The organism is Streptococcus taoyuanensis, assembly GCF_029589235.1.
GTDB classification, from domain to species: Bacteria; Bacillota; Bacilli; order Lactobacillales; family Streptococcaceae; genus Streptococcus; species Streptococcus taoyuanensis.
Genome location: NZ_JARQVW010000007.1, coordinates 45907 through 71744, shown reverse-complemented (window position 1 = coordinate 71744; position 25838 = coordinate 45907). Strand labels below are relative to the sequence as shown.

At 43.2% G+C, this 25838-nt stretch carries 21 protein-coding genes and 1 tRNA gene; 18 read left to right on the top strand and 4 right to left on the bottom strand.

Features of this window, described 5'->3' with window-relative positions; translation table 11 throughout:
• The 13 genes from P5Y91_RS06045 to P5Y91_RS05985 all read left to right on the top strand — a co-directional run bounded on the left by P5Y91_RS06045 (position 1) and on the right by P5Y91_RS05985 (position 17617).
• Positions 1-786, top strand: coding sequence for a LicD family protein (locus P5Y91_RS06045; protein WP_023919863.1), 786 nt, complete (start codon positions 1-3; stop codon positions 784-786).
• 17 nt (positions 787-803) lie between these two features.
• Positions 804-1529 carry a WecB/TagA/CpsF family glycosyltransferase gene (locus P5Y91_RS06040; protein WP_371106568.1) on the top strand — a complete coding sequence of 242 codons (726 nt, stop codon included), beginning with the start codon at positions 804-806 and terminating at the stop codon, positions 1527-1529.
• Positions 1504-2589 (top strand): glycosyltransferase family 4 protein, encoded by a 1086-nt coding sequence (locus P5Y91_RS06035; RefSeq protein WP_023919857.1) that lies wholly within the window; start codon positions 1504-1506, stop codon positions 2587-2589. Before P5Y91_RS06040 ends, P5Y91_RS06035 begins: the two co-directional genes overlap by 26 nt.
• Positions 2586-3680 carry a non-hydrolyzing UDP-N-acetylglucosamine 2-epimerase gene (wecB, locus tag P5Y91_RS06030; RefSeq protein WP_201037434.1) on the top strand — a complete coding sequence of 365 codons (1095 nt, stop codon included), beginning with the start codon at positions 2586-2588 and terminating at the stop codon, positions 3678-3680. Before P5Y91_RS06035 ends, wecB begins: the two co-directional genes overlap by 4 nt.
• On the top strand, positions 3680-4645 hold the full coding sequence (locus P5Y91_RS06025; protein ID WP_277839161.1) for a glycosyltransferase family 2 protein: 966 nt from the start codon (positions 3680-3682) through the stop codon (positions 4643-4645). The genes wecB and P5Y91_RS06025 overlap by 1 nt, the downstream gene beginning before the upstream one ends.
• A 57-nt stretch (positions 4646-4702) precedes the next feature.
• The gene (locus P5Y91_RS06020; protein WP_277839160.1) at positions 4703-5410 is read left to right on the top strand and encodes an IspD/TarI family cytidylyltransferase; all 708 of its coding nucleotides are present in this window, start codon (positions 4703-4705) and stop codon (positions 5408-5410) included.
• Between the two features lies 1 nt (position 5411).
• The gene (locus P5Y91_RS06015) at positions 5412-6437 is read left to right on the top strand and encodes a zinc-binding dehydrogenase (protein WP_277839159.1); all 1026 of its coding nucleotides are present in this window, start codon (positions 5412-5414) and stop codon (positions 6435-6437) included.
• A 6-nt stretch (positions 6438-6443) separates the two neighbouring features.
• A complete protein-coding gene (locus P5Y91_RS06010) occupies positions 6444-7862 on the top strand; it encodes a flippase (RefSeq protein WP_277839158.1) in 1419 nt (472 codons plus the stop codon).
• A 139-nt stretch (positions 7863-8001) separates the two neighbouring features.
• On the top strand, positions 8002-9159 hold the full coding sequence (locus P5Y91_RS06005; RefSeq protein ID WP_070665031.1) for a polysaccharide polymerase: 1158 nt from the start codon (positions 8002-8004) through the stop codon (positions 9157-9159).
• 81 nt (positions 9160-9240) lie between these two features.
• The gene (gene glf / locus P5Y91_RS06000; RefSeq protein ID WP_118396292.1) at positions 9241-10338 is read left to right on the top strand and encodes a UDP-galactopyranose mutase; all 1098 of its coding nucleotides are present in this window, start codon (positions 9241-9243) and stop codon (positions 10336-10338) included.
• A gap of 15 nt (positions 10339-10353) precedes the next feature.
• Positions 10354-11406 carry a glycosyltransferase gene (locus P5Y91_RS05995; protein WP_070665033.1) on the top strand — a complete coding sequence of 351 codons (1053 nt, stop codon included), beginning with the start codon at positions 10354-10356 and terminating at the stop codon, positions 11404-11406.
• Between the two features lie 145 nt (positions 11407-11551).
• Positions 11552-15025: a GBS Bsp-like repeat-containing protein gene (locus P5Y91_RS05990; RefSeq protein WP_277839157.1), complete on the top strand. Its 3474-nt coding sequence runs from the start codon at positions 11552-11554 to the stop codon at positions 15023-15025.
• A gap of 138 nt (positions 15026-15163) precedes the next feature.
• Positions 15164-17617, top strand: a complete 2454-nt coding sequence (locus P5Y91_RS05985; RefSeq protein WP_277839156.1) for a GBS Bsp-like repeat-containing protein — start codon at positions 15164-15166, stop codon at positions 17615-17617.
• Between the two features lie 193 nt (positions 17618-17810).
• On the opposite strand, the gene P5Y91_RS05980 is transcribed toward P5Y91_RS05985, so the two are convergent.
• A complete protein-coding gene (locus P5Y91_RS05980) occupies positions 17811-18674 on the bottom strand; it encodes an RluA family pseudouridine synthase (RefSeq protein ID WP_214259990.1) in 864 nt (287 codons plus the stop codon).
• Positions 18675-18777: 103 nt separating this feature from the next.
• Here P5Y91_RS05980 and pbp2a point away from each other — a divergent pair, with 103 nt between their 5' ends.
• Complete coding sequence (gene pbp2a, locus P5Y91_RS05975) at positions 18778-21012, top strand: penicillin-binding protein PBP2A (RefSeq protein ID WP_277839155.1); 2235 nt, start codon at positions 18778-18780, stop codon at positions 21010-21012.
• A 493-nt stretch (positions 21013-21505) separates the two neighbouring features.
• Here pbp2a and ypfJ read toward each other — a convergent pair whose 3' ends face one another.
• Positions 21506-22420 carry a KPN_02809 family neutral zinc metallopeptidase gene (gene ypfJ / locus P5Y91_RS05970; protein WP_277839154.1) on the bottom strand — a complete coding sequence of 305 codons (915 nt, stop codon included), beginning with the start codon at positions 22418-22420 and terminating at the stop codon, positions 21506-21508.
• Positions 22421-22564: 144 nt separating this feature from the next.
• On the opposite strand from ypfJ, the gene rpmG reads away from it, so the two are divergent.
• From rpmG to nusG, 3 genes are all read left to right on the top strand, one after another.
• Positions 22565-22717: a 50S ribosomal protein L33 gene (gene rpmG, locus P5Y91_RS05965; RefSeq protein WP_003009043.1), complete on the top strand. Its 153-nt coding sequence runs from the start codon at positions 22565-22567 to the stop codon at positions 22715-22717.
• A gap of 9 nt (positions 22718-22726) precedes the next feature.
• Positions 22727-22903, top strand: a complete 177-nt coding sequence (gene secE / locus P5Y91_RS05960) for a preprotein translocase subunit SecE (protein ID WP_003002261.1) — start codon at positions 22727-22729, stop codon at positions 22901-22903.
• 187 nt (positions 22904-23090) lie between these two features.
• Entirely contained in the window at positions 23091-23627 is a 537-nt protein-coding gene (nusG, locus tag P5Y91_RS05955) for a transcription termination/antitermination protein NusG (protein ID WP_003002077.1), read from the top strand.
• A 194-nt stretch (positions 23628-23821) separates the two neighbouring features.
• On the opposite strand, the gene P5Y91_RS05950 is transcribed toward nusG, so the two are convergent.
• Both P5Y91_RS05950 and P5Y91_RS05945 read right to left on the bottom strand, forming a co-directional pair.
• Positions 23822-24580 carry a hypothetical protein gene (locus P5Y91_RS05950; RefSeq protein WP_277839153.1) on the bottom strand — a complete coding sequence of 253 codons (759 nt, stop codon included), beginning with the start codon at positions 24578-24580 and terminating at the stop codon, positions 23822-23824.
• A 145-nt stretch (positions 24581-24725) separates the two neighbouring features.
• A tRNA-Cys gene (locus tag P5Y91_RS05945) sits at positions 24726-24796 on the bottom strand.
• Positions 24797-25049: 253 nt separating this feature from the next.
• Here P5Y91_RS05945 and rpsB point away from each other — a divergent pair.
• Positions 25050-25832: a 30S ribosomal protein S2 gene (rpsB, locus tag P5Y91_RS05940; RefSeq protein ID WP_003002189.1), complete on the top strand. Its 783-nt coding sequence runs from the start codon at positions 25050-25052 to the stop codon at positions 25830-25832.
• Positions 25833-25838 lie beyond the last annotated feature (6 nt).

Sequence of the window (25838 nt, the reverse complement as noted above, 5' to 3'; positions counted from 1 at the left end):
GTGAGTAAAGTTAGACAGATTCAATTAGGAGAACTATCCTTATTAGAAAAGTATATTGAGATTTGCACAAAACACAATCTTCGATACTATGCTTTAGGGGGCACTTTATTGGGAGCTATTCGTCACAAGGGCTTTATTCCTTGGGATGACGATATGGATTTGGGCATGCCTAGAAAAGACTATGAAAAATTTCTGGAAATTTGCCAAAACGAATTACCAAGCAATGTCATCTTGAGAATCCATGATGATAATTTAGGCAATACATCTATCATGGATACCTCACTTCAAATTGAATTTGGTGGGGTTGTGTGTAGTCCTTTTATCGATGTGTTTCCTTTAGATGGTTACCCATCAGATGGCTTCCACTATTTCTTGCACACCAATAAAATTAAGTATTACCGTGCCCTTTCCAAAATATCTGTCATCAATCGATTGCACAATCGCGACCGAGGTTTCTTTGAAAATTCAATTGTGAAGGTTTCTAAGATCCTTCACCTAGACAAATTACTAAATACTGAAAAAATCAATCAAAAGTTACAAAATACGATTAAAAAATATGACTTTGAGACAAGTGATCTCGTGGGAAATGTCTTAGGATCCTATCGCGAGAGAGAATTGGCCTACAAAGAGGTATTTGGGGAGCCACAACTCCTTGATTTTGAAACTATTAAAATCAGTGGTCATGCTGATCCGGATGCTTATTTGACAAAGATCTATGGCGATTATATGAAGTTGCCTGAAGAATCAGAGCAAAAAGGTCACTTTGAATCCACTTGGGGAGAATAAGCTTGAAAAGTTTTACAATGATGGGGGTCAGAATTGACCCTTTAACAATGGCAGAAACCGTTGCTGCTACAGAAAAATTTGTACGAGATAAAAAACCACTCCATTTGATGGGGGTCAACGCAGATAAGCTCAATCAGTGTGCGACAGACGAAGCCATCAAGAAGATAGTTAATGAATCTGAAATCATTAATGCAGACGGTGCTTCTGTTGTTCTCGCAGCGCGCTATTTGGGCTATTCTGTACCAGAGCGCGTGGCAGGTATTGATTTGATGCAGGAATTGCTCCATTTGGCCAATGAAAAAGGCTACTCTGTCTACTTCTTCGGGGCAAAAGAGGAAGTCTTGACAGATATGTTAACTATCTTTAAAAAGGATTATCCGAATCTCCGAGTAGTGGGGCATCGCAATGGCTATTTCTCTGCTGAAGAGGAAGAGGCTATTCAAGAAGATATTCGTGAGAAGAATCCAGATTTTGTCTTTGTCGGCATTACCTCTCCTAAAAAAGAGTACTTGATCCAGAAGTTTATGGACAATGGAGTCAACTCTGTCTTTATGGGAGTGGGAGGAAGCTTTGATGTCCTTTCAGGACATATCAAGCGGGCACCTATGTGGATGCAAAAGGCCAATCTGGAATGGTTATTCCGTGTGGCCAATGAACCAAAACGCCTCTTTAAGCGCTATTTTGTAGGAAATGCCACTTTTATTAAGAGAGTAGTACATGAAAAACGGAAAGCAAAAAAATAATATTCTGCACATTTCGCGGACCATGGATATCGGTGGGGCAGAGCGCATTGTCTATCAGTTGGCGACAGACCTCAAGGATGAATTTGACCAGGTTCATGTTGCGTCTACTGGTGGATTGTGGGAAGAAAAACTAGCAGAGAATGGGATTCAACACCATCGGATTCTAGATGTCGATAGCAAACAGCCAGCTACTGTCCTCAAGATTCTTGCTAGTCTTTCCAAGATCATCAAAGAAAATGAGATCACTATTGTTCACACCCATCACCGGATGGCTGCTTTCTATATTCGTTTGCTGCAGATGCGCCATCCAAAATTGATCCATGTCTATACAGCCCATAATGTTTTCAAGGATAAATTACCACTTTATAAATTCGCCCTAGGAAAGGCTCGAACGGTTGCTGTCAGTCAAGCTGTCCAGGGAAATATCCTTAATGATGTAGGGTCAAAAAACTCTATTGTGATTTATAATGGAGTGAAAATGAAACAAAGTGAGCATACAGTAAATGAAATTACTCAGTGTGACGGTATCAAAATAGGCTGTATCGCTCGCCTGTCCGAACAAAAAGGGTTACCCTATCTGATCCAAGCCATGTCACTTGTGACAAATCCAAGTGTATCCTTGTTTCTTATCGGTGACGGAGAATTAAAAAATGATTTGATAAATCAAACAAAAGAGTTGAATCTGGAAGAAAGAATTCATTTTTTGGGCTACCGTAGTGACGTGGTAGAGTGTATCAATAGCTTTGACTTTTGTGTTCTTCCATCGATCTTTGAAGGATTTGGATTGGTTGCAATCGAGGCCTTTATGAACGGCAAAACGATGATTGCAACAGATATTCCAGGTGTGAACGAAGTGGTGAATTCTGGCAATGGGATCCTCGTCCCAGCTGAGGATCCGCAGGCCTTAGCTCAAGCAATTAAAAAATTGGCAGAGGATCCTGAGAAAAGAGCCTCTTTAGCTGCTCGAGCAAAAAGAGATTATGATAACAAGTTTAGCTATCCGATCTTTTTAGACAACTATCGGAACTTTTACCAATCGATGAGGAAGGGTTCAAAATGAAAAAAGTAATGTTAGTGTTTGGGACGCGTCCAGAAGCCATTAAAATGTGTCCTTTGGTCAATGAACTCAAACAACACGATACCATTGAAACTGTAGTCTGTGTAACAGGGCAGCACAAGGAAATGCTGGACCAAGTGTTAGACGTTTTTCGTGTTGTTCCAGACTATAATCTTGGCATTATGAAGGCCAATCAAACCTTGTTTACTATTACGACCTCTATCTTGGAAAAAATCCAACCAGTCTTGGAGCAAGAAAAACCTGATATTGTCCTCGTCCATGGAGATACCACAACCACCTTTGCAACAGCTTTGGCGGCCTTTTATATGGGCATCAAAGTGGGGCATGTGGAGGCAGGGCTTCGGACTTACAATCTTCAAAGCCCATATCCTGAAGAGTTTAACCGTCAAGCTACTTCCATAGTGGCAGATTACAATTTTGCTCCAACCCAGGTTTCAAAAGAGAATCTTCAAAAAGAAGGACGGACCAATATTTTCGTTACGGGAAATACCGTTATTGATGCCTTAAAAACTACAGTCCAAGAAGACTACGACCACCCTATATTGGAATGGGCGAAAGGAAGCAAGCTCATCATGTTGACGGCCCACCGTCGAGAAAATCTTGGAGAACCCATGGAGCACATGTTCCGTGCGGTCAACCGGATTTTAGAAGAGTTTGAAGATGTCAAGGTAGTCTATCCTATTCACAAAAATCCAAAGGTCAGAGAATTGGCTAGCAAGATTTTTGGAGAGAATGAGCGAATGAAAATCATTGAGCCTTTGGAAGTGATTGATTTTCATAATTTCATGAACCAAAGCTATATGATCTTGACAGACTCAGGTGGTGTCCAAGAAGAAGCACCTTCTTTAGGAAAACCCGTCCTTGTCATGCGTGATACGACAGAGCGTCCAGAAGGTGTGGCTGCAGGGACTTTGAAATTGGTCGGAACAGAAGAAGAAAACATCTATCGCAACTTCAAGCTCCTTCTGGAAGACCAAGATGAATACGAGAAGATGAGCCAGGCAAGTAATCCTTATGGGGATGGAACGGCTTGTCAACAGATTGTAGAAATTATCATGAAGGGATTAGCATAATGGAAAAGGTTTCGATTGTCATACCGGTCTATAATGTCGAGGAGTATTTACAGTATAGTGTCGGTAGTCTTAGACAACAGACCTATTCAAATATCGAAATCATCCTAGTCGATGATGGATCGACTGATCGATCAGGAGAAATTTGCGACCAGTATGCTCAGGAAGATGACCGTATTCGAGTGCTCCATCTTCAAAATGGAGGATTGTCTAATGCTCGAAATACAGGAGTGAAAGCTGCGACAACTGACTGGATTATCTTCCTTGATTCAGATGATTATTATGACATTAGAACAGTCGAATATTTGGTTAGCTTAAAAGAACAGTATAAAGTTGACCTTGTATCGACACCGGTTATTGAAGTCAGAAATCATGAGGACAAAGATTTTTCAGGAGATCTAAATGAAAAAAGTTCAAGGAAATTAGATCGTCATACAGCCCTCAAAGAAATGTTCTATGGTCACCACGTTGGGACCCATTCAGGAGGTAAACTCTACAAGAAAGAGATCTTACTCCAACATCCCTATCCAGAAGGAATGATTTATGAAGATTTGGCTGTTGCTTATGAACATATTGCTGCTTGTAAGGAAATTGCAGTTAGCGATCTAAATCTTTATAAATACTATCGAAGACCAGGGAGTATCGTCAATTCTTCTTATAGCGATCGGCTCTTGGATTTCTACAAGGCCATGGAATGGAACAGAGCCTATGTCGAGAGAGACTATCCTGATGATCCGGAAATGAAAAAAGCGCTCAATACCCGCTATGTCTTTAATGGCTTGCATGTGGTCCATGCTATGCTGGGTTCTCATATGTATGATCAGGTTAACAAAATTCGCAAAGAGTATCGTCGCTATTGGAAAGATATTCTAATCAATTCACATATTACAAGAAAAAATAAACTCAAATACCTTCTTTTGCTCCTTTCTCCTCATTTGTATCAAAAGGTGAGAGCAAAACTAGGCTAGATTGCTAAATAGCCATGTTCTAGAGAAGGAAAAAGAGACAACATCAGGAGGTTTAGGATGATTTATGCAGGGATTTTAGCAGGTGGAACAGGCTCACGGATGGGGATTACGGATATGCCCAAACAATTTTTGGATTTGGGTGGACGTCCTATTTTAATCCACACGGTTGAGAAGTTCTTATTGGTCCATGAGATTCAAAAGATTGTATTGGGGATTCATCCGGACTGGATGACCTATACGGAAGATCTGGTCGACAAGTACTTGGCTTCTTATAAGGATCGGATCTTGGTTGTAGAGGGAGGAAGTGACCGCAACTCTACCATCGAAAACATTATCACAGCTATCGATGAGCTGCAGCCTTTGACAGATGAGGATATTATCGTCACCCATGATTCGGTTCGTCCCTTTGTTAGCCTAAAAACTATCCAAGAAAACATTGAATTGGCCAAGAGCCATGATGTTGTGGATACAGTGGTCGAAGCGACGGATACCATTGTTCAAAGCTTGGACAATACCTTTATCACGGATATTCCTGAACGCCAATACCTCTATCAGGGTCAAACCCCTCAAACCTTCAAAATGAAAGACTTTCTTGCCTTGTATCATGATTTAAGTGACCAACAAAAAGAAGTCTTGACAGATGCCTGCAAGATCTTTGTCATCAATGGTAAAAAAGTTGCCCTTGCAAAAGGGGAATATTCCAATATTAAAATTACGACGATTACAGATTTGAAAATTGCACGCGGTATGATTGAGGACAATTAATATGTTGAACCAAATCTTTCAGCTGACCCAGCCGAAAAATATCACCATCAAATACCAAGAAGAAGACATGAGCCGTGGAGACAAGGTGTTAATACGCCCTTATTACATGGCTATTTGTCATGCGGACCAACGTTACTATCAAGGAAAACGGGATCCTAAGGTGCTTAAAAAGAAATTACCCATGGCCCTGATCCATGAGTCGTCTGGTATCGTGGTAGCGGATCCTACGGGAACCTATCAACCAGGACAGATTGTGGCCATGGTTCCCAATCAACCTCCTCATCAAACAGAGGGTGTCTTCTTTGAAAATTATTTGGAGGGGACGCACTTCTTGTCTAGTGGCTTTAATGGTTTTATGCAGGAAGTCGTTGCCTTACCGCTGGATCGTGTAGTGGCTTACCCAGAGGAAGTTCGGGGCCCAGTCACAGCTTTAGCGGAATTTAGTAGTGTTGCCATGCATGCCATTCATCGCTTTGACCTCATTGCCCACAAACGAAGAGAGTCCGTTTTGATTTTAGGAGATGGTAGTCTTTCATATGTGGTTGCGACATCTTTGCACTATCTTTACCCAGATTTGAAGATAACTGTAGTTGGGCGCAACAATGATAAACTGCAATTGTTTAATTTCATTCATCAAGCAATTTTGACCAGCGAGTTGACAGACGATCAACGGTTTGACCACGCCTTTGAGTGTACTGGTGGTCAAGGAAGCGAACCAGCCATCAATGATATTATTGATCATATCAAACCCCAAGGAACCGTGATGTTGATGGGGGTTAGTGATAACCGGGTCGCGGTTAATACAAGAGATGTTCTTGAAAAGGGCTTGACTTTTGTGGGGTCTTCTCGCTCAGGTCGTGAGGATTTTGAGCGGGCTGTAGAGATGCTGGCTAATCGTCGGGTCCAAAGTCGTTTGAAAAACATTATCCACGTTGATGGAGAAGTTCAAACCATTCCAGATATTCATCGAGCTTTTGCGACGGATTTGATCACACCGTTTAAAACGGCCTTCAAGTGGGGATTGTAGACAGTCATGAAAGTGTTAAAAAATTACGCCTATAATCTCTCCTACCAGTTGCTGGTGATTATCTTACCGATTATTACCACTCCTTATGTGACACGGGTCTTTAGCTCGAATGACTTAGGAACCTATGGTTATTTCAACTCCATCGTCACCTATTTTATCCTTTTGGCGACGCTAGGAGTGGCTAACTACGGAACCAAGGAGATTTCAGGACACCGCAATGACATCCAAAAGAATTTCTGGGGGATTTATACCCTCCAATTGGGAGCGACCTTTGTTTCCATCCTGCTCTATGTCTTGCTGTGCTTGGCGCTTCCTTCTATGCAAAACCCTGTGGCCTATATCTTAGGGCTCAGTTTGGTTTCAAAGGGACTCGACATCTCCTGGCTCTTTCAGGGATTAGAGGATTTTCGTAAGATTACCGTTCGAAATATCACGGTCAAACTGGTTGGAGTCATCTCCATCTTCTTGTTTGTCAAATCTGCCAATGATTTGTATCTCTATGTATTCTTACTCACCATCTTTGAGCTCTTAGGTCAGCTCAGTATGTGGTTACCTGCTCGGGAGTTCATTGGGAAAGCCCATTTTGATTTGGCTTATGCACGGGTGCATTTAAAACCGGTCATTCTGCTCTTTTTACCGCAGATTGCTATTTCCCTCTATGTCACCTTGGATCGGACTATGCTGGGGGCTCTCGCCTCTACAAAGGATGTAGGGATTTACGACCAGGCCTTGAAATTGGTTAATATTTTGCTGACCCTTGTGACGTCTTTAGGAAGTGTCATGCTTCCGCGCGTGGCGAGTCTCTTGGCTTCAGGAGATCACAAGGCTGTCAATAAGATGCACCAAATGTCCTTTTTGATCTATAATTTGGTCATCTTCCCAATCATTGCGGGTATGCTGATCGTCAACGATGACTTTGTTCGATTCTTCTTAGGAAAGGATTTCCAAGATGCTCGCTATGCCATCGCTATCATGATCTTCCGTATGTTCTTCATCGGATGGACCAATATCATGGGGATTCAAATTCTCATCCCGCATGATAAGAACAAAGAATTTATGCTGTCAACTACGATTCCTGCTATCGTCAGTGTCGGGTTGAATGTGCTCTTCTTACCTCATTTTGGTTTTATCGGTGCAGCCATTGTATCCGTCTTAACAGAATCCTTGGTATGGCTGATTCAACTGTACTATACTCGTCATTACCTCAAGGAAGTTCCAATTATCGGGTCTATGACAAAAATTATGTTTGCATCTGCTGTGATGTATGGCCTTTTGCTCCTTATAAAACCATTCCTACATTTCACCCCTACCCTGAATGTACTCGTGTATGCGGTGCTTGGTGGGATCATTTATCTGATCGCTATCCTATCTCTGAGAGTGGTAGATGTGAAAGAATTAAAACAACAATTTTTAAATAAACAGTAGAGAGTAGAAAGGAAGGATATGAATTTTTAAGTAAACAAAATCTTTAGAAAAGAATGCTATAGCAGGGGTGTTCCCTAAGCAGGCATTCCAATCTAGACAGAATGAGCTTTTCTTTAAAAATTCTTTATCAGGTAATTTAATGATAAAAATGAAATTTGACGATCTACTGGTTGGTTTTGTCGTCTCGATTGTGATCTTCTTTAATACAATATCCACTACGATGTTAAATAAGGGCTTTTTGCATGTTGGTGCGAGCTCCCTCTTAGTGGTTGTAGCTCTCTTATTGCTTCGTTTTTTTAATAAAATCTCGATTCCCTATCATTATCTAATCTTGTCTGCCATGTTATTGATGGTAGCTGTTATGGTTTATTTTAAGACAGATAAGTTAAATTTCTTAGTTTATTCTCTCTTAATGATTTTGCTGGTCAATGCGGATAGGAAAGTCATTTTAAAAACTTATGTAGGTGTTGCAGGTACGATTGTCCTTACAGTATTTCTATTGTCACTGTTAAAGGTTGTTCCAAACTTACAATATAGTCGGGGTGCTGTTATCCGTAATTCATTTGGGTTTATCTATCCAACAGATTTCGCAGCCCATTGTTTCTACCTTTATGTCGCAATCTCCTATTTGCTAAAAGATCGGTATATTGGCTTACGATCTCTGAGTGGCGTTCTTCTAGCTCTCTTTATTATCAAGTTCTGTGACGCTCGTATGAATGCGATCTCGCTTTTGGTCGCTGTCTTGCTCTTTCTCTTCTTTTATTTCACAAAGGAGAAGAAGCTGAAGTTGTATCACTTGTTGCCCTATTCGGTCATCCTTTTTTCAAGTGGAATGATCTACTTGACCTATCATTTCTCCTGGTCATCTCCACTTTATGTCCAAATTAATCAATTCATTACTGGTCGGTTAGCCCTGGGTAAAAATGCTTTTAATTTATACCCTTTGAATTGGTTCGGAACAAGAGAGGTTCAGTTTATTGGATCCGGAGGAAGCACAGAGTCTGTCCTCAATTATAATTATGTCGATTCGTCTTATGTTCAGATGTTATTTACATATGGTGTCGTACCGGTTGCTTTATTAGTCGGCATTTATGTCATTGTTTCAAAATATGAATTCAAGAAGGGGCGTTATTTATTTGTTGCGATCTTGTCCCTCATTGCGATTAACTGTATGATTGAAGCATTTTGGTTTGTACCGACTTATAACATCTTTATGTTCACACTCTTTGCGACAGAAGTTGTCAAGAAAAAGCCGGCCAATTCCCTCTCTTATAGTGAGGAAATTGGGGGGATTTGAAGATCTAATCTATAGCTATGAGTCTATGATACAGCTGAGAGCTTAGATATATTTTAAAATAGAAAAATAATGGAGTCTACTATGTACGATTATCTGATTGTTGGTGCTGGTTTGTCTGGAGCCATTTTCGCACATGAAGCTACTAAACGTGGTAAAAAAGTAAAAGTGATTGACAAGCGAGATCACATCGGTGGAAATATCTACTGCGAGGAGGTTGAAGGCATCAACGTCCATAAGTACGGTGCCCACATTTTCCATACGTCCAACAAAAAAGTGTGGGACTATGTCAACCAGTTCGCTGAATTCAACAACTATATCAACTCACCAATTGCTAACTACAAGGGCAGTCTGTACAATCTTCCCTTTAACATGAATACCTTCTACGCTATGTGGGGAACCAAGACTCCTCAAGAAGTCAAGGACAAGATTGCCGAGCAAACAGCTGACATGAAAGATGTTGAACCGAAGAACTTGGAAGAACAAGCTATCAAATTGATCGGTCCAGATATCTACGAAAAGTTGATTAAGGGCTATACTGAAAAGCAATGGGGACGTTCTGCCACAGACCTTCCACCCTTTATCATCAAACGTCTTCCAGTTCGTTTGACCTTTGATAACAACTACTTTAATGACCGTTACCAAGGAATTCCAATCGGTGGTTACAACGTCATCATTGAAAATATGTTGGGCGATGTAGAAGTAGAACTTGGTGTTGACTTCTTTGCCAATCGTGAAGAGCTAGAAGCTTCAGCTAACAAAGTAGTCTTTACAGGAATGATTGACCAATACTTTGATTACAAACATGGTGAGTTGGAATATCGTAGTCTTCGCTTTGAACACGAAGTCTTGGATGAAGAAAACTATCAAGGGAATGCCGTGGTCAACTATACCGAACGTGAGATTCCTTATACTCGGATCATTGAGCATAAGCACTTTGAGTATGGTACACAACCTAAGACAGTCATCACCCGTGAATACCCCGCTGACTGGAAACGTGGGGATGAACCCTACTACCCAATCAATGATGAAAAGAACAACGCCATGTTTGCTAAGTACCAAGAAGAAGCTGAGAAAAACGACAAGGTTATCTTCTGTGGACGTTTGGCAGACTATAAATACTACGACATGCACGTGGTCATTGAGCGTGCTCTAGAAGTCGTAGCAAATGAGTTTGATTGAAAGAAACCATAATCTATGAAATACTACTTAAAAGAAGAATTCCTGCATGATATCAACGCAAAGAACGCAGGAAATAAAGCACGTAATGACGTAGAAAGTATTGTGAAAGAAGAAGGCTATCATCCCTTGGTCCTTTCTGTCGACAATTGGTATCAGATGAGTACCCTTGAGGCTCAACGCCATAAGGCAAAGGCTTTTGGTCAAGCCTTGGATCAACTAAAGCAAGGAGATGAGTTGCTGATCCAGTTTCCGATGCTTCACCATAGTTTTTTCTCAACCCATTTGGTTAAAAAAGCACAAAAAAGAGGGATTAAAGTCTATCTCTTGATTCATGACCTAGAAGTGCTTCGCCATGCCAATATGACTTCACTACCTTTAAAACACAGAATTCGGATGTACCTTCAAGAAGCAAGTTTTCTCAAGGCAGCTGATGGGATCATCGCCCACAATCCAGTTATGAAATCTGTCTTGGTGGATAAAGGAATTGCGGAAGATAAGATTATCAGCCTTGGTATTTTTGACTATTTAATTCCAGATTTCCAAGAAAAAAGTGGCCAAACAAAAGACCAGCCGATGATTGTGGCGGGTAATTTGGCCCAGGAAAAAGCTGGTTATCTCTATGCTCTTCCTGCAGAACCTGCCTATAATCTCTATGGTGTTGGTTTTGATGAGAGTAGAGCTTTAGAGAATGAAACTTACTTTGGCTCCTTCCTACCGGATGAGCTTCCTGCAGCCCTTGAGGGTGGTTTTGGACTTGTCTGGGATGGGGATAGTGCGGAAACCTGTAGTGGTGTCTTTGGCGAGTACCTTCGCTACAACAACTCTCACAAGGCGTCGCTTTATCTAGCATCGGGCTTTCCGCTGGTGGTGTGGAAACAGTCAGCCTTGTCTCATTTTGTGCTTGAGAAGGGCTGCGGGATTGCAGTAGAGTCGCTTCATGATTTGAAGGAGACAATCGACAATCTTTCAGATGCCGATTACCAAGATTTGGTAGACAATGCCAAGCGTGTTGGCCAAGAAATCCGAGATGGTCACTATTTAAAGACAGCCTTGAAGCATTTATCATAAGATCAAAAGAAGTCAGACAGACTTCTTTTTTTAGTTTTTCAAAAAAATATCACTAATTTTAAAAATTTGCCTTATAAAACTTTTCATCGCTGAAACCGTGTGGTAAAATGATTAACGTATAAAATTTGTATAAAGGGAAGTTTATATGAAAAAGAAAGATCTTATTTTTTATGCCGGAGCGGCAGTCTTGATGGCTGTATCTGCTCAGGGAGTCAGTGCAGATGAGCTGGTTTCAAACGAGGCCACTACTACTGAAGGCAACCAAGTACAAGCTGAAAAAGTGCCAGAAGTAGCCGTTGCTGAAAAGTCGGTAGCACCTGTTGCAAGCAACTATGCAGCACCAGCAAATGTGACCGAACAGCCTGTAGCACCTGTGAACAAGGCCGCGGCTTCAGAAAGTGGGGCTCCATCTGTGGAGAAAGCTACAGAAGCATCGACTACTGAGAAAGAAGAAACTCCTCTTCCGTCTAATACAGGAAGCACGACCTTCTTTAACACAGGCGCTCACGCTCCTGCTGGTCGCTCAACAGATGTAGCGGTTCAGCCAAAATCATTCGTTGATGTGAGTAGCCACAACGGAGACATTAGTATTGGCGACTACCGTACCCTAGCTAATAAAGGCGTAGGCGGTGTCGTTGTCAAATTGACAGAAGACACTTGGTACAAGAACCCGAATGCGGAGAACCAAATTCGTAATGCACAAGCTGCGGGTCTGCAAGTATCGACCTACCACTTCTCACGCTATACTTCTGAGGAAGCAGCGCGTGCAGAAGCACGATTCTACATTGCAGAGGCGCAACGCTTGAATCTTCCAAAGAACACCCTCATGGTCAATGACTTTGAGGATGCCAAGATGCAGCCAAACATTAACCGCAACACCCAAGCCTGGGCGGACGAAATGCGTAAAAATGGTTACAGCAACTTGATGTTCTACACCAGTGCTAGCTGGTTGGATGAAAACAACCTTCGTAAGAAAGGTCCTGTCAACACCGCTCAATTTGGGCTTCAGAATTTCTGGGTTGCCCAATACCCTTCCCCAAAACTATCTGTAAACGATGCGAAAAGCTTGCGTTACAATGGGAAAGCTGGCGCGTGGCAGTTTACTTCTCAAGCGGAATTGCTTCCAGGAAAACACCTCTTTGACCACAGTGTGGACTATACCGGTCGCTTTACAGCGAACGCAAAACCTGCAGCGGATCCAACAGAAGGCAGCTTAAGTGGGAAGATTGACATTGTCAATAACGATACTATGACGGGCCGCTTTGACGTTGTCATCTCAAATGTTAAGGCACCAAATGGAGTTCGAAGTGTTTCTGTACCGATCTGGTCAGAAACAGGTGGTCAAGATGACCTTGTTTGGTATACAGCCAACCGTCAAGCAAACGGAACCTATACTGTTAATGTAAAAGCGTCCGATCATAAAAACTCAACCGGTCTTTATAATGTTCACCTTTACTATGTTCAGAATAATGGACAAATGACGGGTGTGGGTGGAACAACGACGACAGTAGCCATTGGAAAGAAAAATCAGACACCAGTATCAGCTGATTTGACTATTGCAAAATCAGAAAAAGATGGCACCTTCACCATCACAGCTAAGAACCTTCAAGGCTTCGATGGCTACAAGGAAGTGAAGATTCCATTCTGGTCTCATGCTAATGGGATGAAAGACATTATCTGGTATACTCCGACTCGCCAGGCAGACGGTTCTTATACTGTAACGGCCAAAGCCAGTGACCACGAAAACGCTGATGGCAAGTATGAAGCGCAGGTCTTCTATGTAGATGCCCAAGGTCAAAACAAATTTGTGAAAAAGGCCTTTATCGATTATACGGCGACAAAACCGGCCAATGCTGTCGCAGCTGATCTGACCATTACAAAATCAGAAAAAGACGGCACCTTCACCATCACGGCTAAGAATCTTCAAGGCTTCGACGGCTACAAGGAAGTGAAGATTCCATTCTGGTCTCATGCCAATGGGATGAAAGATATCATCTGGTACACTCCAAGTCGCCAGGCAGACGGTTCTTATACCGTAACAGCCAAAGCAAGCGATCACGAAAATGCTGATGGCAAATACGAAGCGCAGGTCTTCTATGTAGATGCCCAAGGTCAAAACAAATTTGTGAAAAAGGCCTTTATCGATTACACAGCTTCTAAGCCATCTGCTGATCTGATCATTACAAAATCAGAAAAAGACGGCACCTTCACCATCACGGCTAAGAATCTTCAAGGCTTCGATGGCTACAAGGAAGTGAAGATTCCATTCTGGTCTCATGCCAATGGGATGAAAGATATCATCTGGTACACGCCAACTCGCCAGGCAGACGGTTCATATACTGTAACAGCCAAGGCTAGTGACCACGGAAACGCTGATGGCCAGTATGAAGCGCAAGTCTTCTATGTGGACGCTCAAGGCCAAAACAAGTTTGTCAAAAAAGCCTTTATTGATTACAAAAATCAATCTCGTCCAACCGGTACTCTCTTGATCCAAAACAACAACAAGGATACAGGAACATTTGATGTCATCATCAAGGATGTCTACAGCCCTAAAGGGGTGCAGACTGTGCAAGTTCCTACTTGGTCTGATAAGGACGGCCAAGACGATATTCGCTGGTATGAAGCAACACGCCAAGCGAACGGAGATTACAAGGTATCGGTCAAAGCGAGCGATCACAAGAACTCTACTGGTAAGTACCATGTTCACCTCTATTACATTCAAAATGATGGATCTCGGATTGGTATTGGTACCACAACAACAGACGTAGAAGTTAGAAATGCCATGACCAAGACGCAAGCTTCTATTAAGAATGTTAATGCAACGAACGGGACTTATACAGTAGCTGTAGATCAAGCACCTCAGGGACGTCAGATTAAGAATATTCGTGTCGCAGCTTGGTCTAAAGCGCATCAAGAAAATCTTTACTGGTATTCCGCAACGCCGACAGGTATGCACACAGAGATCACTGTCTCTGCCAATAATCACGGTAATGAAGCGGGCAACTATACCACTCACGTCTATGTAGACTACAAAGATGGGGGAGTTGAAGGCTTTAACCTCGGTCAGACATCCTTGTCTCCACGAAATCAAAAGGTGAATCCACAGACAACCTATTATTCTCAACGGGATCCTCGTTGGGCTGGGAAATATTACGGTGTGAGCAATGTCGATCAGTCAGGTTGTGTGCCAACCTCTCTTGCTATGACCTTTACAGATATCCTAGGTAAAACTATTTTGCCAACAACAGTAGCTGATTATCTCTACAACAATACGGATTCATTCAACAAAGGTGAAGCAGGAACAGATTCTGATGGGATTGTAGCTGCCACTCGTAACTGGGGCTTGAAGAGCCAATTGATTAATGGAGCTGGAGGCATTGCAGAAGCCCTCATGGCTGGCAAGCATGTACTTGCTGCAGTAGGTAATAGCCAATTTACTAGTGATCCTTATACTCATGAATTGGTCTTGCATGGTTATGACAATGGAAGAACCTATGTTCGCGATCCATATAATAGCGGCAACAACGGCTGGTACTCCATCAATTATCTTCACTCTATTAAGAGTAAGGACCCGATGGATAACAAGCTTGGAGCACCTTTCTTCTCAATTTTTGCATAAGCTAATCAGAAGGCCAATCTGGCCTTCTGTTTTCTTTAAAAATAGGATTCTTCTCATGATATTGTTTCTTGATCCGGCGGTTTGTGCTATAATACTACTATGTGGGTACAACCGTATAAAAAATTGTAAGGAAGATACATGAAAAAGAAAGATCTTATTTTTTATGCTGGGACAGCCGTTTTGTTGGCTTTTTCGACACAACAAGTCAAAGCCGATGAGCAACATGCGTCTGATCAAACACCAGAAAATACATCAGCTATCGTTGCAACAACAACTTCATCAGAAGCACAGAATACCGCGAGCGAAGAAGTGGGAGTTGAGAAAGGTATTCAGACAGAAAATACCGTTGCAACAGAGGCAGCACCTGTCACACCGACTCTTAGCAATAACCAGTCTTCTGACAAGGGCACTAGCGACAAGGTTGTATCAGAGCAACCAGCACCAGCTGTGGTAGCTAGTCGTGCACCATATGGCGCACGCGCACGAGTGGTAGCAGCAAGAAATGAGAGTGTTCCTCAACAGGAATCTCCGGTTTCCGCAGATTTGACTATTGCAAAATCAGAGTCAGACGGCACCTTTACCATTACGGCTAAGAATCTTCAAGGCTTGGATGGTTATGAAGAAGTGAAGATTCCATTCTGGTCTTATGCCAATGGGATGAAAGACATCATCTGGTACACTCCAAATCGTCAAGCAGATGGTTCTTATACCGTAACAGCCAAAGCCAGTGACCACGAAAACGCGGATGGCAAGTACGAAGCGCAAGTCTTCTATGTGGATGCCAAAGGCCAAAACAAGTTTGTCAAGAAAGCCTTTATTGACTACACAGCTCCTAAACCATCTGCTGATCTAACCATTACGAAATCAGAGTCAGACGGCACCTTTACCATTACGGCTAAGAACCTTCAAGGCTTCGATAGCTACAAGGAAGTGAAGATTCCATTCTGGTCTCATGCCAATGGGATGAAAGATATCATCTGGTACACTCCAAGTCGTCAAGCAGATGGTTCATATACTGTAACAGCCAAAGCCAGTGACCACGAAAATGCTGATGGCAAATACGAAGCGCAAGTTTTCTATGTGGATGCTAACGGACAAAACAAGTTTGTCAAGAAAGCCTTTATTGACTACACAGCTCCTAAACCATCAGCCGATCTGACCATTACAAAATCAGAAAAAGACGGTACTTTCACTATTACAGCTAAGAACCTTCAAGGTTTCGATGGTTATAAAGAAGTGAAGATTCCATTCTGGTCTCATGCCAATGGGATGAAAGACATCATCTGGTACACTCCAACTCGCCAGGTAGACGGTTCATATACTGTAACAGCCAAAGCTAGTGACCACGAAAACGCTGATGGTCAGTATGAAGCGCAAGTCTTCTATGTGGATGCCAAAGGACAAAACAAGTTTGTCAAGAAAGACTTTATTGATTTCAAAAATCAATCACGTCCAACTGCTAGTCTCTTAATCCAAAACAACAACAAGGATGCGGGTACCTTTGATGTCATCATCAAGGATGTCTATAGCCCTAAAGGTGTGCGGACTGTGCAAGTCCCAACTTGGTCTGATAAGGATGGCCAAGACGATATTCGCTGGTATGAAGCGACTCGTCAATCAAATGGAGACTACAAGGTATCGGTCAAAGCGAGCGATCATAAAAACTCTACTGGTAAGTACCATATTCACCTTTACTATATCCAAAATGATGGTTCTCGTGTGGGTGTCGGTTCAACGACTACAGAAGTTGAATTCCGAAATGCTCAGACGAAGACACAAACAGGGATCAAGAATGTCAATTCTGGTGCTGGAACCTATACGGTAACGGTGGATCAAGCGCCTCAGGGCCGTCGGATTAAGAACATCCGTGTCGCAGCCTGGTCTCAAGCGCACCAAGAAAATCTTTTCTGGTATTCAACAGCACCTTCTGGAATGCATACAGAAGTGCAGGTCTCTGCAGCCAATCACCAGTACCAATCAGGTAACTATACCACTCACGTCTATGTGGATTATGTCGATGGTGGCGTTGAAGGCTTTAACCTTGGTCAAACAGCCCTTCATCCCCGTGCGACAGTAGATCAAACTGCTTTTAGTCCTCGTGTAACGAATGGGCAACGGGACCGTGTCTTACGGGCAGCAGCTAGTTTAGTTGGTGTTCGTGGCGGAACTGCAGCTCACCATCAATTGGTCAATGATTACAACAGTGTCAAACCACTTCCTGTAGGTTATGCAGTGAAGACGACCGATGATTGGTGTGATATCTTTGTCACAACGGTCTTCCAGCGTGAGGGCTTGAGTGGTTTGATTGGTCGTGAATGTGGAGTCGAACGTCACATTCAGATCTTCAAACGTTTGGGCATTTGGAATGAAGATGGGACCACTACACCAAAAGCAGGGGACATTATCACCTTTAACTGGGATCAAAATAGCCAGCAAAATAATGGTTTTGCGGATCACATCGGAATTGTTGAGAGCGTCTCAAATGGGATCATTCATACCATTGAAGGAAACTCCAACAACCAAGTCCGTCGCAATACCTATCGGATCGGACATGGCAATATCCGTGGATTTGCAACCCCTCGCTATCAATAATAAAAAGGGAGTGGGAAAGAACTCCGACTAGTAAAAAAGAGTTCGTCTTCCCACCCCCGCACAGTTGATTAGGTCATCTTTGGAGCTTAAAAAGAGAACAAAGATGCCAATCAACCACTGCGTCATACAGTTATTTCTATCAAATATAAAAGGCTGAACAGTTTTTGTCCAGCCTCTTTTTGTGGCTTCTTTTTTAGTCTCCCAACCCTTCTTCAAAACTCTTGGAAGGCGCCTCAACTTGTATGGTTTCAAGCGTTAATGGATTGGTGAAGGTCAAGCGATGGGCATGGAGCATGAGTCGCTCTCTGCGTTCAGGGTTATAGAGAGGATCCCCGACAATCGGGTGCCCATGATGGGAGAGATGAACCCGGATCTGATGGGTACGCCCCGTCTTGAGCTGGCATTTGACCAGGCTGTTTCGCCCGATTTTTTTCAGTTGCGTCACCTGGGTTTCTGCGTACTGTCCCTTGCGTGGATCGACCAGGCGCTTGCGCCGATCGTGGCGATCACGTCCGATTTTATCCTTGTAGATGATGGTCTTTTGCGCTAAATTTCCTTGGATCAAGGCCCAGTACTCGCGTTGGATTTTTTTATCTTCCAAAATTCGGTTGAGTATAGGCAGAATAAAAGGATTCTTGGCAAATAGAATCGCTCCGCTGGTTTCCTTATCTAACCGGTGCACGACGTAGCAGGTGGATCCAACATAGCTGGAAACATGGTTGAGAAGAGCAATTTCCATCGGTTCGTTGGCATGGGTTTTCATGCCTTCGGGCTTATTGACGATGATGACGTGCTCATCCTGATAGAGTTCTTCGACGAGACTGGGGTCTCCTTCAAGGAGCTCTTTTTCAGGGTAATCGTCTGCGTCAAAGGTCAGCTGGATCTGGTCTCCTTTTTGAACGGGGCTTTGCCAGTTGATGGTCTCTCTATTCACCAAGACGTGTTTTTTGACTCGTAAAAAATGCCGGATCTTACGGGGGATGAGGAAGTAGTCTTCAAGGAGCTCTTTCACAGTCATTTGGGGAAAGGATTCTGGAATGGTAAATTGATAGTTCATGACCCTATTGTAGCAAAATCTAAGCTTAAAGAAAACTAAATGAGAAATAGCGAGGAGCTATCTTTTCTTGCTAGGACAAGGATAAGGTGTTACAATAACAGGTATGAATAGAATAAAAGAATTATTTGAAAACCTGATCACTTTTTTTAGAAAGGATCATCCGCCCAAAGCGGTGGCAGAAGAAGTGCCCAACACGGAATTGCCGGAAGAGACAGTGGAGCCAACTTATAGTCGCTCAGGCAAGCACAGAAGCAAGCCTCTCTCTCAGCACCCCTTCCGTCGTTTTTGGCGCCGATTCCATTTGACTAAGATTCTCCTGATCATTGGACTAGGCTTTAGTCTCTTGACAGGGGGCTATCTCTTCTATCTTGCTAAGACGACCAACGTCAAGGATTTGCAGAATGCACTGAAGGCGACCACCATTATCTATGATAAGAATGGGGACCAGGCTGGAAGTTTGACCGGGCAAAAAGGAACCTACGTCGAACTCGATGCCATTAGTGAGAATCTGCAAAATGCCGTGGTCGCAACAGAGGACCGGAGCTTTTACAAGAATAGCGGGATCAATTATGGTCGCTTCTTCTTAGCGATTTTGACCCTGGGTCGCTCAGGTGGTGGGTCGACCATCACCCAGCAGCTAGCCAAGAATGCTTACCTGTCTCAGGACCAGACGGTGGAGCGTAAGGCTAAAGAATTCTTCCTGGCGCTTGAAATCAATAAGAAATACAGTAAAAAAGAGATCCTCACCATGTACCTCAACAATGCCTATTTTGGAAATGGAGTTTGGGGAATTGAGGATGCATCCAAGAAGTATTTTGGGGTTTCAGCCAGTCAATTAAGCCTGGATCAGTCTGCGGTTCTCGCAGGTATGCTCAAGGGACCTGAGATCTATAACCCGCTCTATTCGGTAGAGAATGCGACCAATCGCCGCAATACGGTCCTCCAAAATATGGTGGCAGCTGGCTATATTGACCAGAAAACAGCTGATCAGTCAGCGGCTGTGGATATCCATGGTCAGCTGGTCGATGCCTATGAAGGCAAGTCAGAGGACTATCGCTACCCATCCTATTTTGATGCGGTGATCAATGAGGCAGTCAATGAATACGGCCTGACCGAAGAAGATATTGTCAAAAATGGCTACCGGATCTACACTGAGCTGGATCAAAATTACCAAGCAAGCATGCAGGTGATCTATGACAATACGGCCCTCTTCCCAGTAGCGGAAGACGGCACGCGCGCGGAATCTGGTAGTGTCGCCCTTGATCCTAAGACCGGAGGGGTTCGGGCTCTCGTAGGGCGTGTCGGAAGCGATCAAAATCCAGGTTTCCGTACCTATAACTACGCTACCCAGGCTGCCCGTAGTCCAGGATCAACCATCAAACCTTTAGTCGTCTATAGCCCAGCCGTTGCTGAGGGTTGGTCGACCAATAAGGAGTTGGATAATAGTACCACCCAATATGGAAACTATGAGGTCAATAACTACGCGGGAATCCAGTCTAGCCCAACGGTACCGATGTACCAGGCCTTGGCAGAGTCCCTTAACCTTCCAGCCGTAGCGACCGCTAATGATTTGGGTCTCGATACGGTCTTTGAATACGGGAAAAAATTCGGGCTCAACATGGACAAGGTAGAAAAATCGCTTGCAGTTGCCTTGGGAGCTGGTGTGACAACCAATCCGATGCAGATGGCCCAGGCCTATGGTACCTTTGCTAACGGCGGGGTCATGAATGATGCTCACCTCATTACCAAGATCGAAAATGCAAGTGGTCAAGTGGTCAAGAGCCACAGCCAGAAATCAACCCGAGTGCTTAGTGGGTCAACGACAGATAAGATGACTAATATGATGCTTGGTACCTTTAGTAATGGTACAGGGGTGAACGCTGCGCCTTATGGCTATACCATGGCAGGGAAAACCGGTACGACAGAGACCAGCTTTAACAAGGACCTCTCTGGAGACCAATGGGTGATCGGCTACACGCCAGATGTGGTCATCAGTCAGTGGCTTGGTTTCCCAACGACCGATGAAAATCACTACCTGACGGACAGTAGTGCTGGAACGGCGTCAGAGATCTTCCGCAATGTTGCCAACAGTGTTCTGCCTTATACAGACGGTACCCAGTTTGACTCGGTGAAGAACTCTTATGCTGAAAACGGCATTGCGCCAGTCGGAGAAGAAACGACAGAAACAGACAGCAAAGAAGACAAAGGTTTCTTTGAGGATGTCAAAGAAAAGGCGTCGAATATGGTCGATAATGCGAAGAAAGCAATCGACGAGGCCGATATCCCAGGAAAAGCGAAAAACGCTTGGGATACCTTCAAAGGCTGGCTTGGTTTCTAAACAAAAAAGCGATTCAGAAGAATTTCTGAATCGTTTTTTGCAGATTGAAGACAAAGTCTTCTTAGAAACTTTCCTTAGGTGAGTACGGACGTCAGCGAACTTCGAAGAAGTTCCATGACTATATTAAGATACAAAGGGCGTGGCGGATAAAGTCAAAATAGGAAGTTTGACGCAGAATCTTTAGATTCTAGGAAGACTTATCTTTTTGACACGATCCGCAGCCCGTGTTCAATTCGTTTTGAACCCATTCGCTTTTCAAATTTTAGGCTCATGCTAAAACAGTTCCCCGAACTGTTTTACTCCCAAAACTCCCGAGTGCTAGAAACAATAGTGTTTCTAGCACTTTTCTCACAGCGGAAAGTTTCTGTTGAAATGATCCTAATAGTATTAATTATTTTAATTTTTCAACGTTACTTAGATTGTTTTATGTAAAATGCAATTTGTCTATATTCTAAAAAGGTCTATTCAGAAGGATTTCTGAATAGACCTTTGTTTAGAGTTCACTATCTGACAAGCTAAAGGTATCGCCGTGTTGGAGATCCCCGTACTGGTAGCCCCGTTTGAACCAACGCATGCGTTGTTCCGAGGTTCCGTGGGTAAAGCTATCTGGCACCGAGTAGCCGTAGGCTTGCTCCTGGAGTGTGTCGTCACCGACCGCATGAGCTGCATTCATGGCTTCTTCGATATCGCCGATATCCAAAAGGTTTCGGTCTTGAATGGAGCGGGCCCAGACACCGGCTAGGTAATCGGCTTGTAGCTCGATGCGGACACTGATAGCATTTCGTTCCTTTTCAGAAAGGCCTTGTTGCATCCGATGGTATTTGCCAAGGATTCCCAGCTCGTTTTGTACGTGGTGGCCGACTTCGTGAGCGATCACGTAGGCCATAGCAAAGTCCCCGCTAGCCTTGTATTTGGTTGTTAATTCCTTGTAGAAGCTCATATCCAAATAAATCTTCTTGTCGGTTGGACAGTAGAAAGGACCAGCCGATGCATGACCAACCCCACAGCCTGTCTGTGTCCGTCCGGTATAGAAGACTAGTTTGGGCTCATGGTAAGTACGTCCTTCAGCTTGAAAGACCTTGTGCCAATGATCTTCTGTTGTTCCAAGGACCTTGCTGACGAACTCGGCATCTGCATCGTCGACATGGGTCTTGTTGGTGCGCGTGACTTGGGTGGATTGGTAAGGTTGAGAAGAAGTCCCATTTCCAAAGAGACCCCCAAGACTAGCGCCACCACCTCCTAGAAGAACCAGAAGAAGGATGAGGACGATCTTACTTTTGAAGCTCCCCGGCGATAGTAAGATCTGTAAAATGCCTCCGCCAAGGTTACTGTTGCCTGAAGACTGGGAGTAGCTTTGCCCCCTGCGGTCTTCGATATTTCTACTTTCTTTTAGGTTATCGCTTTTCATATTCGTCTCCTTTTGTTTTATTTTACCAAAAATGAGGAGAAAACCAGAGTGATAACGCTTTAGATTTGTTTTTTTCTTGACAGGAGATTTTCTGTTCTTGTCAAAACGTGGAAAACTTGCTATAATGGGGTGAACGGAGGCGTTATGGCATTAAAAAAAGCAAGTCTAGCGTGTACGGTTTGTGGGTCACGCAATTACTCCATTAAGTTGAGTGGGACGCCAAAACCAACACGTCTAGAAGTCAATAAATTCTGCAAGCATTGCAGCAAGTATACCATCCATAAAGAAACACGATAGGAGAGAGTTGTGAAATTCATTAAAGATATTTTCGTCTTACTAAAAGATACAACTTGGCCAAATCGCAAGGAAAGATGGAAAAACTTTATCTCAGTGATTGAGTACACCGCTTTCTTTGTTGCATTGATTTATTTGTTCGACAAAGTCATTGCACGTGGCCTATTGCACATGATCAATTTCTTTTAAGAAAAGAAGCCAGGTGGGATCCCCAGGGTCCCACTTTTTATAGTCTTTTCTTAAAAATAAATCAGCAAACCTCTTTGCATTCCTGCAAAATGTGGTATAATGAAGCTAGGAAAAGGAAAGCCAAGAGGCTTTTTTTAGTATGTTCACAAAAGCTCGAGCAGGCTAAACAGAAAGAAAGGATGCCCAAATGGACAGTTTTGATAAAGGCTGGTTTGTACTACAAACCTACTCAGGATATGAAAACAAGGTAAAAGAGAATCTTTTGCAACGTGCGCAAACTTACAATATGTTAGAAAACATCTTGCGCGTAGAGATTCCAACTCAAACCGTACAAGTTGAGAAAAATGGTAAAACAAAAGAAATCGAAGAAAACCGCTTCCCAGGTTATGTCTTGGTAGAAATGGTCATGACAGATGAAGCTTGGTTTGTCGTTCGGAATACACCGAACGTTACTGGTTTCGTCGGATCCCACGGGAACCGTTCAAAACCAACTCCATTGTTGGAAGAAGAAATCCGCAGCATCTTGCTCTCTATGGGTCAAACCGTTCAAGAGTTTGACTTGGATGTCAAGGTGGGCGATACAGTTCGTATCATCGACGGTGCCTTCACAGACTATACTGGTAAGATCACTGAAATTGATAACAACAAGGTGAAAATGGTCATTTCTATGTTCGGTAACGATACAGTTGCAGAAGTGAATTTGAACCAAATTGCTGAATTGTAAGAAAGAGAGAGTGGGACAGAAATCGGTAATTCGTTAGAATTCGATTTCGTCGTCCCACCTCCGCACAGTTGAGTAGGGCTGTAAAAGCTGATGAAATCAGTGTAGTAGAGCCCACTCAACCACTGCGTCTTGCTTGACAATCCAAAAATAATTGAGAGGCTAGGACTTTTGTCCCAGCCTCTTTTGATTGCTTGTTATTGATTTTTATCCAGGCCAGTGATCTTTTTTAACTGCTTGGTTTCTGCAGTAGACGTAACATTGAAGATCTTATTTCCTTGTGTAGAGAAGCTAGATTCATCTCCGTTGCTATCTTTATAGACATAGCTGGTCCCATTTTCTGAACGCATAATGGCATAGGGTTTTCCGAGACGTTCGAGGGCCGTTTTTGGTGTATCGGATTTGGAAATGCTGCCGGTAGACTGGTGGTTGGCATCGCCTCCTCTTAGTCGGAAGGTGATATCTGTTAACACATTATTGTGGAAGAAAGCCATGATATCGCCATTGTCTGTTGCCCAAACATTGACTCCATCACCAGGATTCGCACTGTCTGTGCTACTTACGGGTTGACCAAAGGCTGCAACTACGTCATCGTAACTGCTTCTTTCTTTTGGCCCACCAACCTCTTGTCCATCTTCGGTTCTCAATACAAAACCGGTGGTAGGGTGGAGGTTCTTGAGCTTTTCGATCTCAGGAATGGATGCAGCTCCTGGCACATATTGGAGAGATGCGCCATCATCTGGATCCAAGCTGAAGCGACCTGAAAAATCATCTGAGCTACTGCTGTCTGAAGAAGTGCTTGACGATTTACTAGATGATGTTTTGGTAGAAGATTGTTTGATCGGTTTTCTAGAACTAGAAGCTGTTTTTGCTGGTTGCGCAGAATTGGCAGGTGAGCAAGCGGCTAGTGTCACTAGTGAAAGAAGGCCGATCGTAAAGAAACGAATGTTTTTCATAAATACCCTTTCTAATGTGCTTCGCCGATCAGGCGAGGTTTTATTATATCAATAATCAAGGAATGGAGCAAATGGCAACAAAAAAAACCCCCTATTGCTAGGGGAATTTTTAAAAGATAAAAGATGATAAAAAATTTTATTATCAAGGCGGTAGACGGATTTGAACCGACGATCAAGCTTTTGCAGAGCCGTGCCTTACCACTTGGCTATACCGCCATAACATATAATATTGTAACCTAAAAATAAAGATAGGTCAAGAAAAACTTTTTGCTTCAAATCATTGCAGATGGGGAATGCTGAAAAATTCTCTCAAATAGCTTGCGAATTCTAGTGATTTCTGCTATACTTATAGAGTTGTCTAAGACAGCAAATACTCATCTCGGATCCATTGTGGCACCGTTGCCCTTGTGGTCGTGCTGCAAGTTGACGTCTGAGAGAGGAGAAAAAAACAAAAAAGGAGAAACTACTCATGGCAGTAATTTCAATGAAACAACTTCTTGAGGCTGGTGTACACTTCGGTCACCAAACTCGTCGCTGGAACCCTAAGATGGCTAAGTACATCTTCACAGAACGTAACGGAATCCACGTTATCGACTTGCAACAAACTGTAAAATATGCAGACCAAGCATACGACTTCATGCGTGATGCAGCTGCAAACGATGCAGTGATCTTGTTCGTAGGTACTAAGAAACAAGCTGCTGATGCTGTTGCAGAAGAAGCTGTTCGTGCAGGTCAATACTTCATCAACCACCGTTGGTTGGGTGGAACTCTTACTAACTGGGGAACAATCCAAAAACGTATCGCTCGTTTGAAAGAAATCAAACGCATGGAAGAAGATGGAACTTTTGAAGTTCTTCCTAAGAAAGAAGTTGCATTGTTGAACAAACAACGCGCTCGTCTTGAAAAATTCTTGGGCGGTATCGAAGACATGCCTCGTATCCCAGACGTAATGTACGTTGTGGATCCACATAAAGAACAAATCGCTGTTAAAGAAGCTAAGAAATTGGGTATCCCAGTTGTAGCGATGGTCGACACAAACACTGACCCAGATGATATCGATGTTATCATCCCAGCGAACGATGACGCTATCCGCGCTGTTAAATTGATCACTGCGAAAATGGCTGACGCTGTTATCGAAGGACGTCAAGGTGAAGACAGTGTTGCTACAGTAGAAGCTGAATTGGCAGCTACTGAAGGTCAAGCTGATTCAATCGAAGAAATCGTTGAAGTTGTAGAAGGCGACAACGCTTAATTTCAT

What these genes read in the sequence shown, in the direction of transcription:
- P5Y91_RS06025 (WP_277839161.1), top strand. Translation starts at nt 3,680, where the DNA reads ATGGAAAAGGTTTCGATTGTCATACCGGTCTATAATGTCGAGGAGTAT.
- pbp2a (WP_277839155.1), top strand. Translation starts at nt 18,778, where the DNA reads ATGAATAGAATAAAAGAATTATTTGAAAACCTGATCACTTTTTTTAGA.
- P5Y91_RS05950 (WP_277839153.1), bottom strand. Translation starts at nt 24,580, where the DNA reads ATGAAAAACATTCGTTTCTTTACGATCGGCCTTCTTTCACTAGTGACA.
- wecB (WP_201037434.1), top strand. Translation starts at nt 2,586, where the DNA reads ATGAAAAAAGTAATGTTAGTGTTTGGGACGCGTCCAGAAGCCATTAAA.
- P5Y91_RS05985 (WP_277839156.1), top strand. Translation starts at nt 15,164, where the DNA reads ATGAAAAAGAAAGATCTTATTTTTTATGCTGGGACAGCCGTTTTGTTG.
- P5Y91_RS06035 (WP_023919857.1), top strand. Translation starts at nt 1,504, where the DNA reads ATGAAAAACGGAAAGCAAAAAAATAATATTCTGCACATTTCGCGGACC.
- rpmG (WP_003009043.1), top strand. Translation starts at nt 22,565, where the DNA reads ATGGCATTAAAAAAAGCAAGTCTAGCGTGTACGGTTTGTGGGTCACGC.
- P5Y91_RS06020 (WP_277839160.1), top strand. Translation starts at nt 4,703, where the DNA reads ATGATTTATGCAGGGATTTTAGCAGGTGGAACAGGCTCACGGATGGGG.
- rpsB (WP_003002189.1), top strand. Translation starts at nt 25,050, where the DNA reads ATGGCAGTAATTTCAATGAAACAACTTCTTGAGGCTGGTGTACACTTC.
- ypfJ (WP_277839154.1), bottom strand. Translation starts at nt 22,420, where the DNA reads ATGAAAAGCGATAACCTAAAAGAAAGTAGAAATATCGAAGACCGCAGG.
- glf (WP_118396292.1), top strand. Translation starts at nt 9,241, where the DNA reads ATGTACGATTATCTGATTGTTGGTGCTGGTTTGTCTGGAGCCATTTTC.
- P5Y91_RS06010 (WP_277839158.1), top strand. Translation starts at nt 6,444, where the DNA reads ATGAAAGTGTTAAAAAATTACGCCTATAATCTCTCCTACCAGTTGCTG.
- P5Y91_RS05995 (WP_070665033.1), top strand. Translation starts at nt 10,354, where the DNA reads ATGAAATACTACTTAAAAGAAGAATTCCTGCATGATATCAACGCAAAG.
- nusG (WP_003002077.1), top strand. Translation starts at nt 23,091, where the DNA reads ATGGACAGTTTTGATAAAGGCTGGTTTGTACTACAAACCTACTCAGGA.
- P5Y91_RS06005 (WP_070665031.1), top strand. Translation starts at nt 8,002, where the DNA reads ATGATAAAAATGAAATTTGACGATCTACTGGTTGGTTTTGTCGTCTCG.
- P5Y91_RS06040 (WP_371106568.1), top strand. Translation starts at nt 804, where the DNA reads ATGATGGGGGTCAGAATTGACCCTTTAACAATGGCAGAAACCGTTGCT.
- P5Y91_RS05980 (WP_214259990.1), bottom strand. Translation starts at nt 18,674, where the DNA reads ATGAACTATCAATTTACCATTCCAGAATCCTTTCCCCAAATGACTGTG.
- P5Y91_RS05990 (WP_277839157.1), top strand. Translation starts at nt 11,552, where the DNA reads ATGAAAAAGAAAGATCTTATTTTTTATGCCGGAGCGGCAGTCTTGATG.
- P5Y91_RS06015 (WP_277839159.1), top strand. Translation starts at nt 5,412, where the DNA reads ATGTTGAACCAAATCTTTCAGCTGACCCAGCCGAAAAATATCACCATC.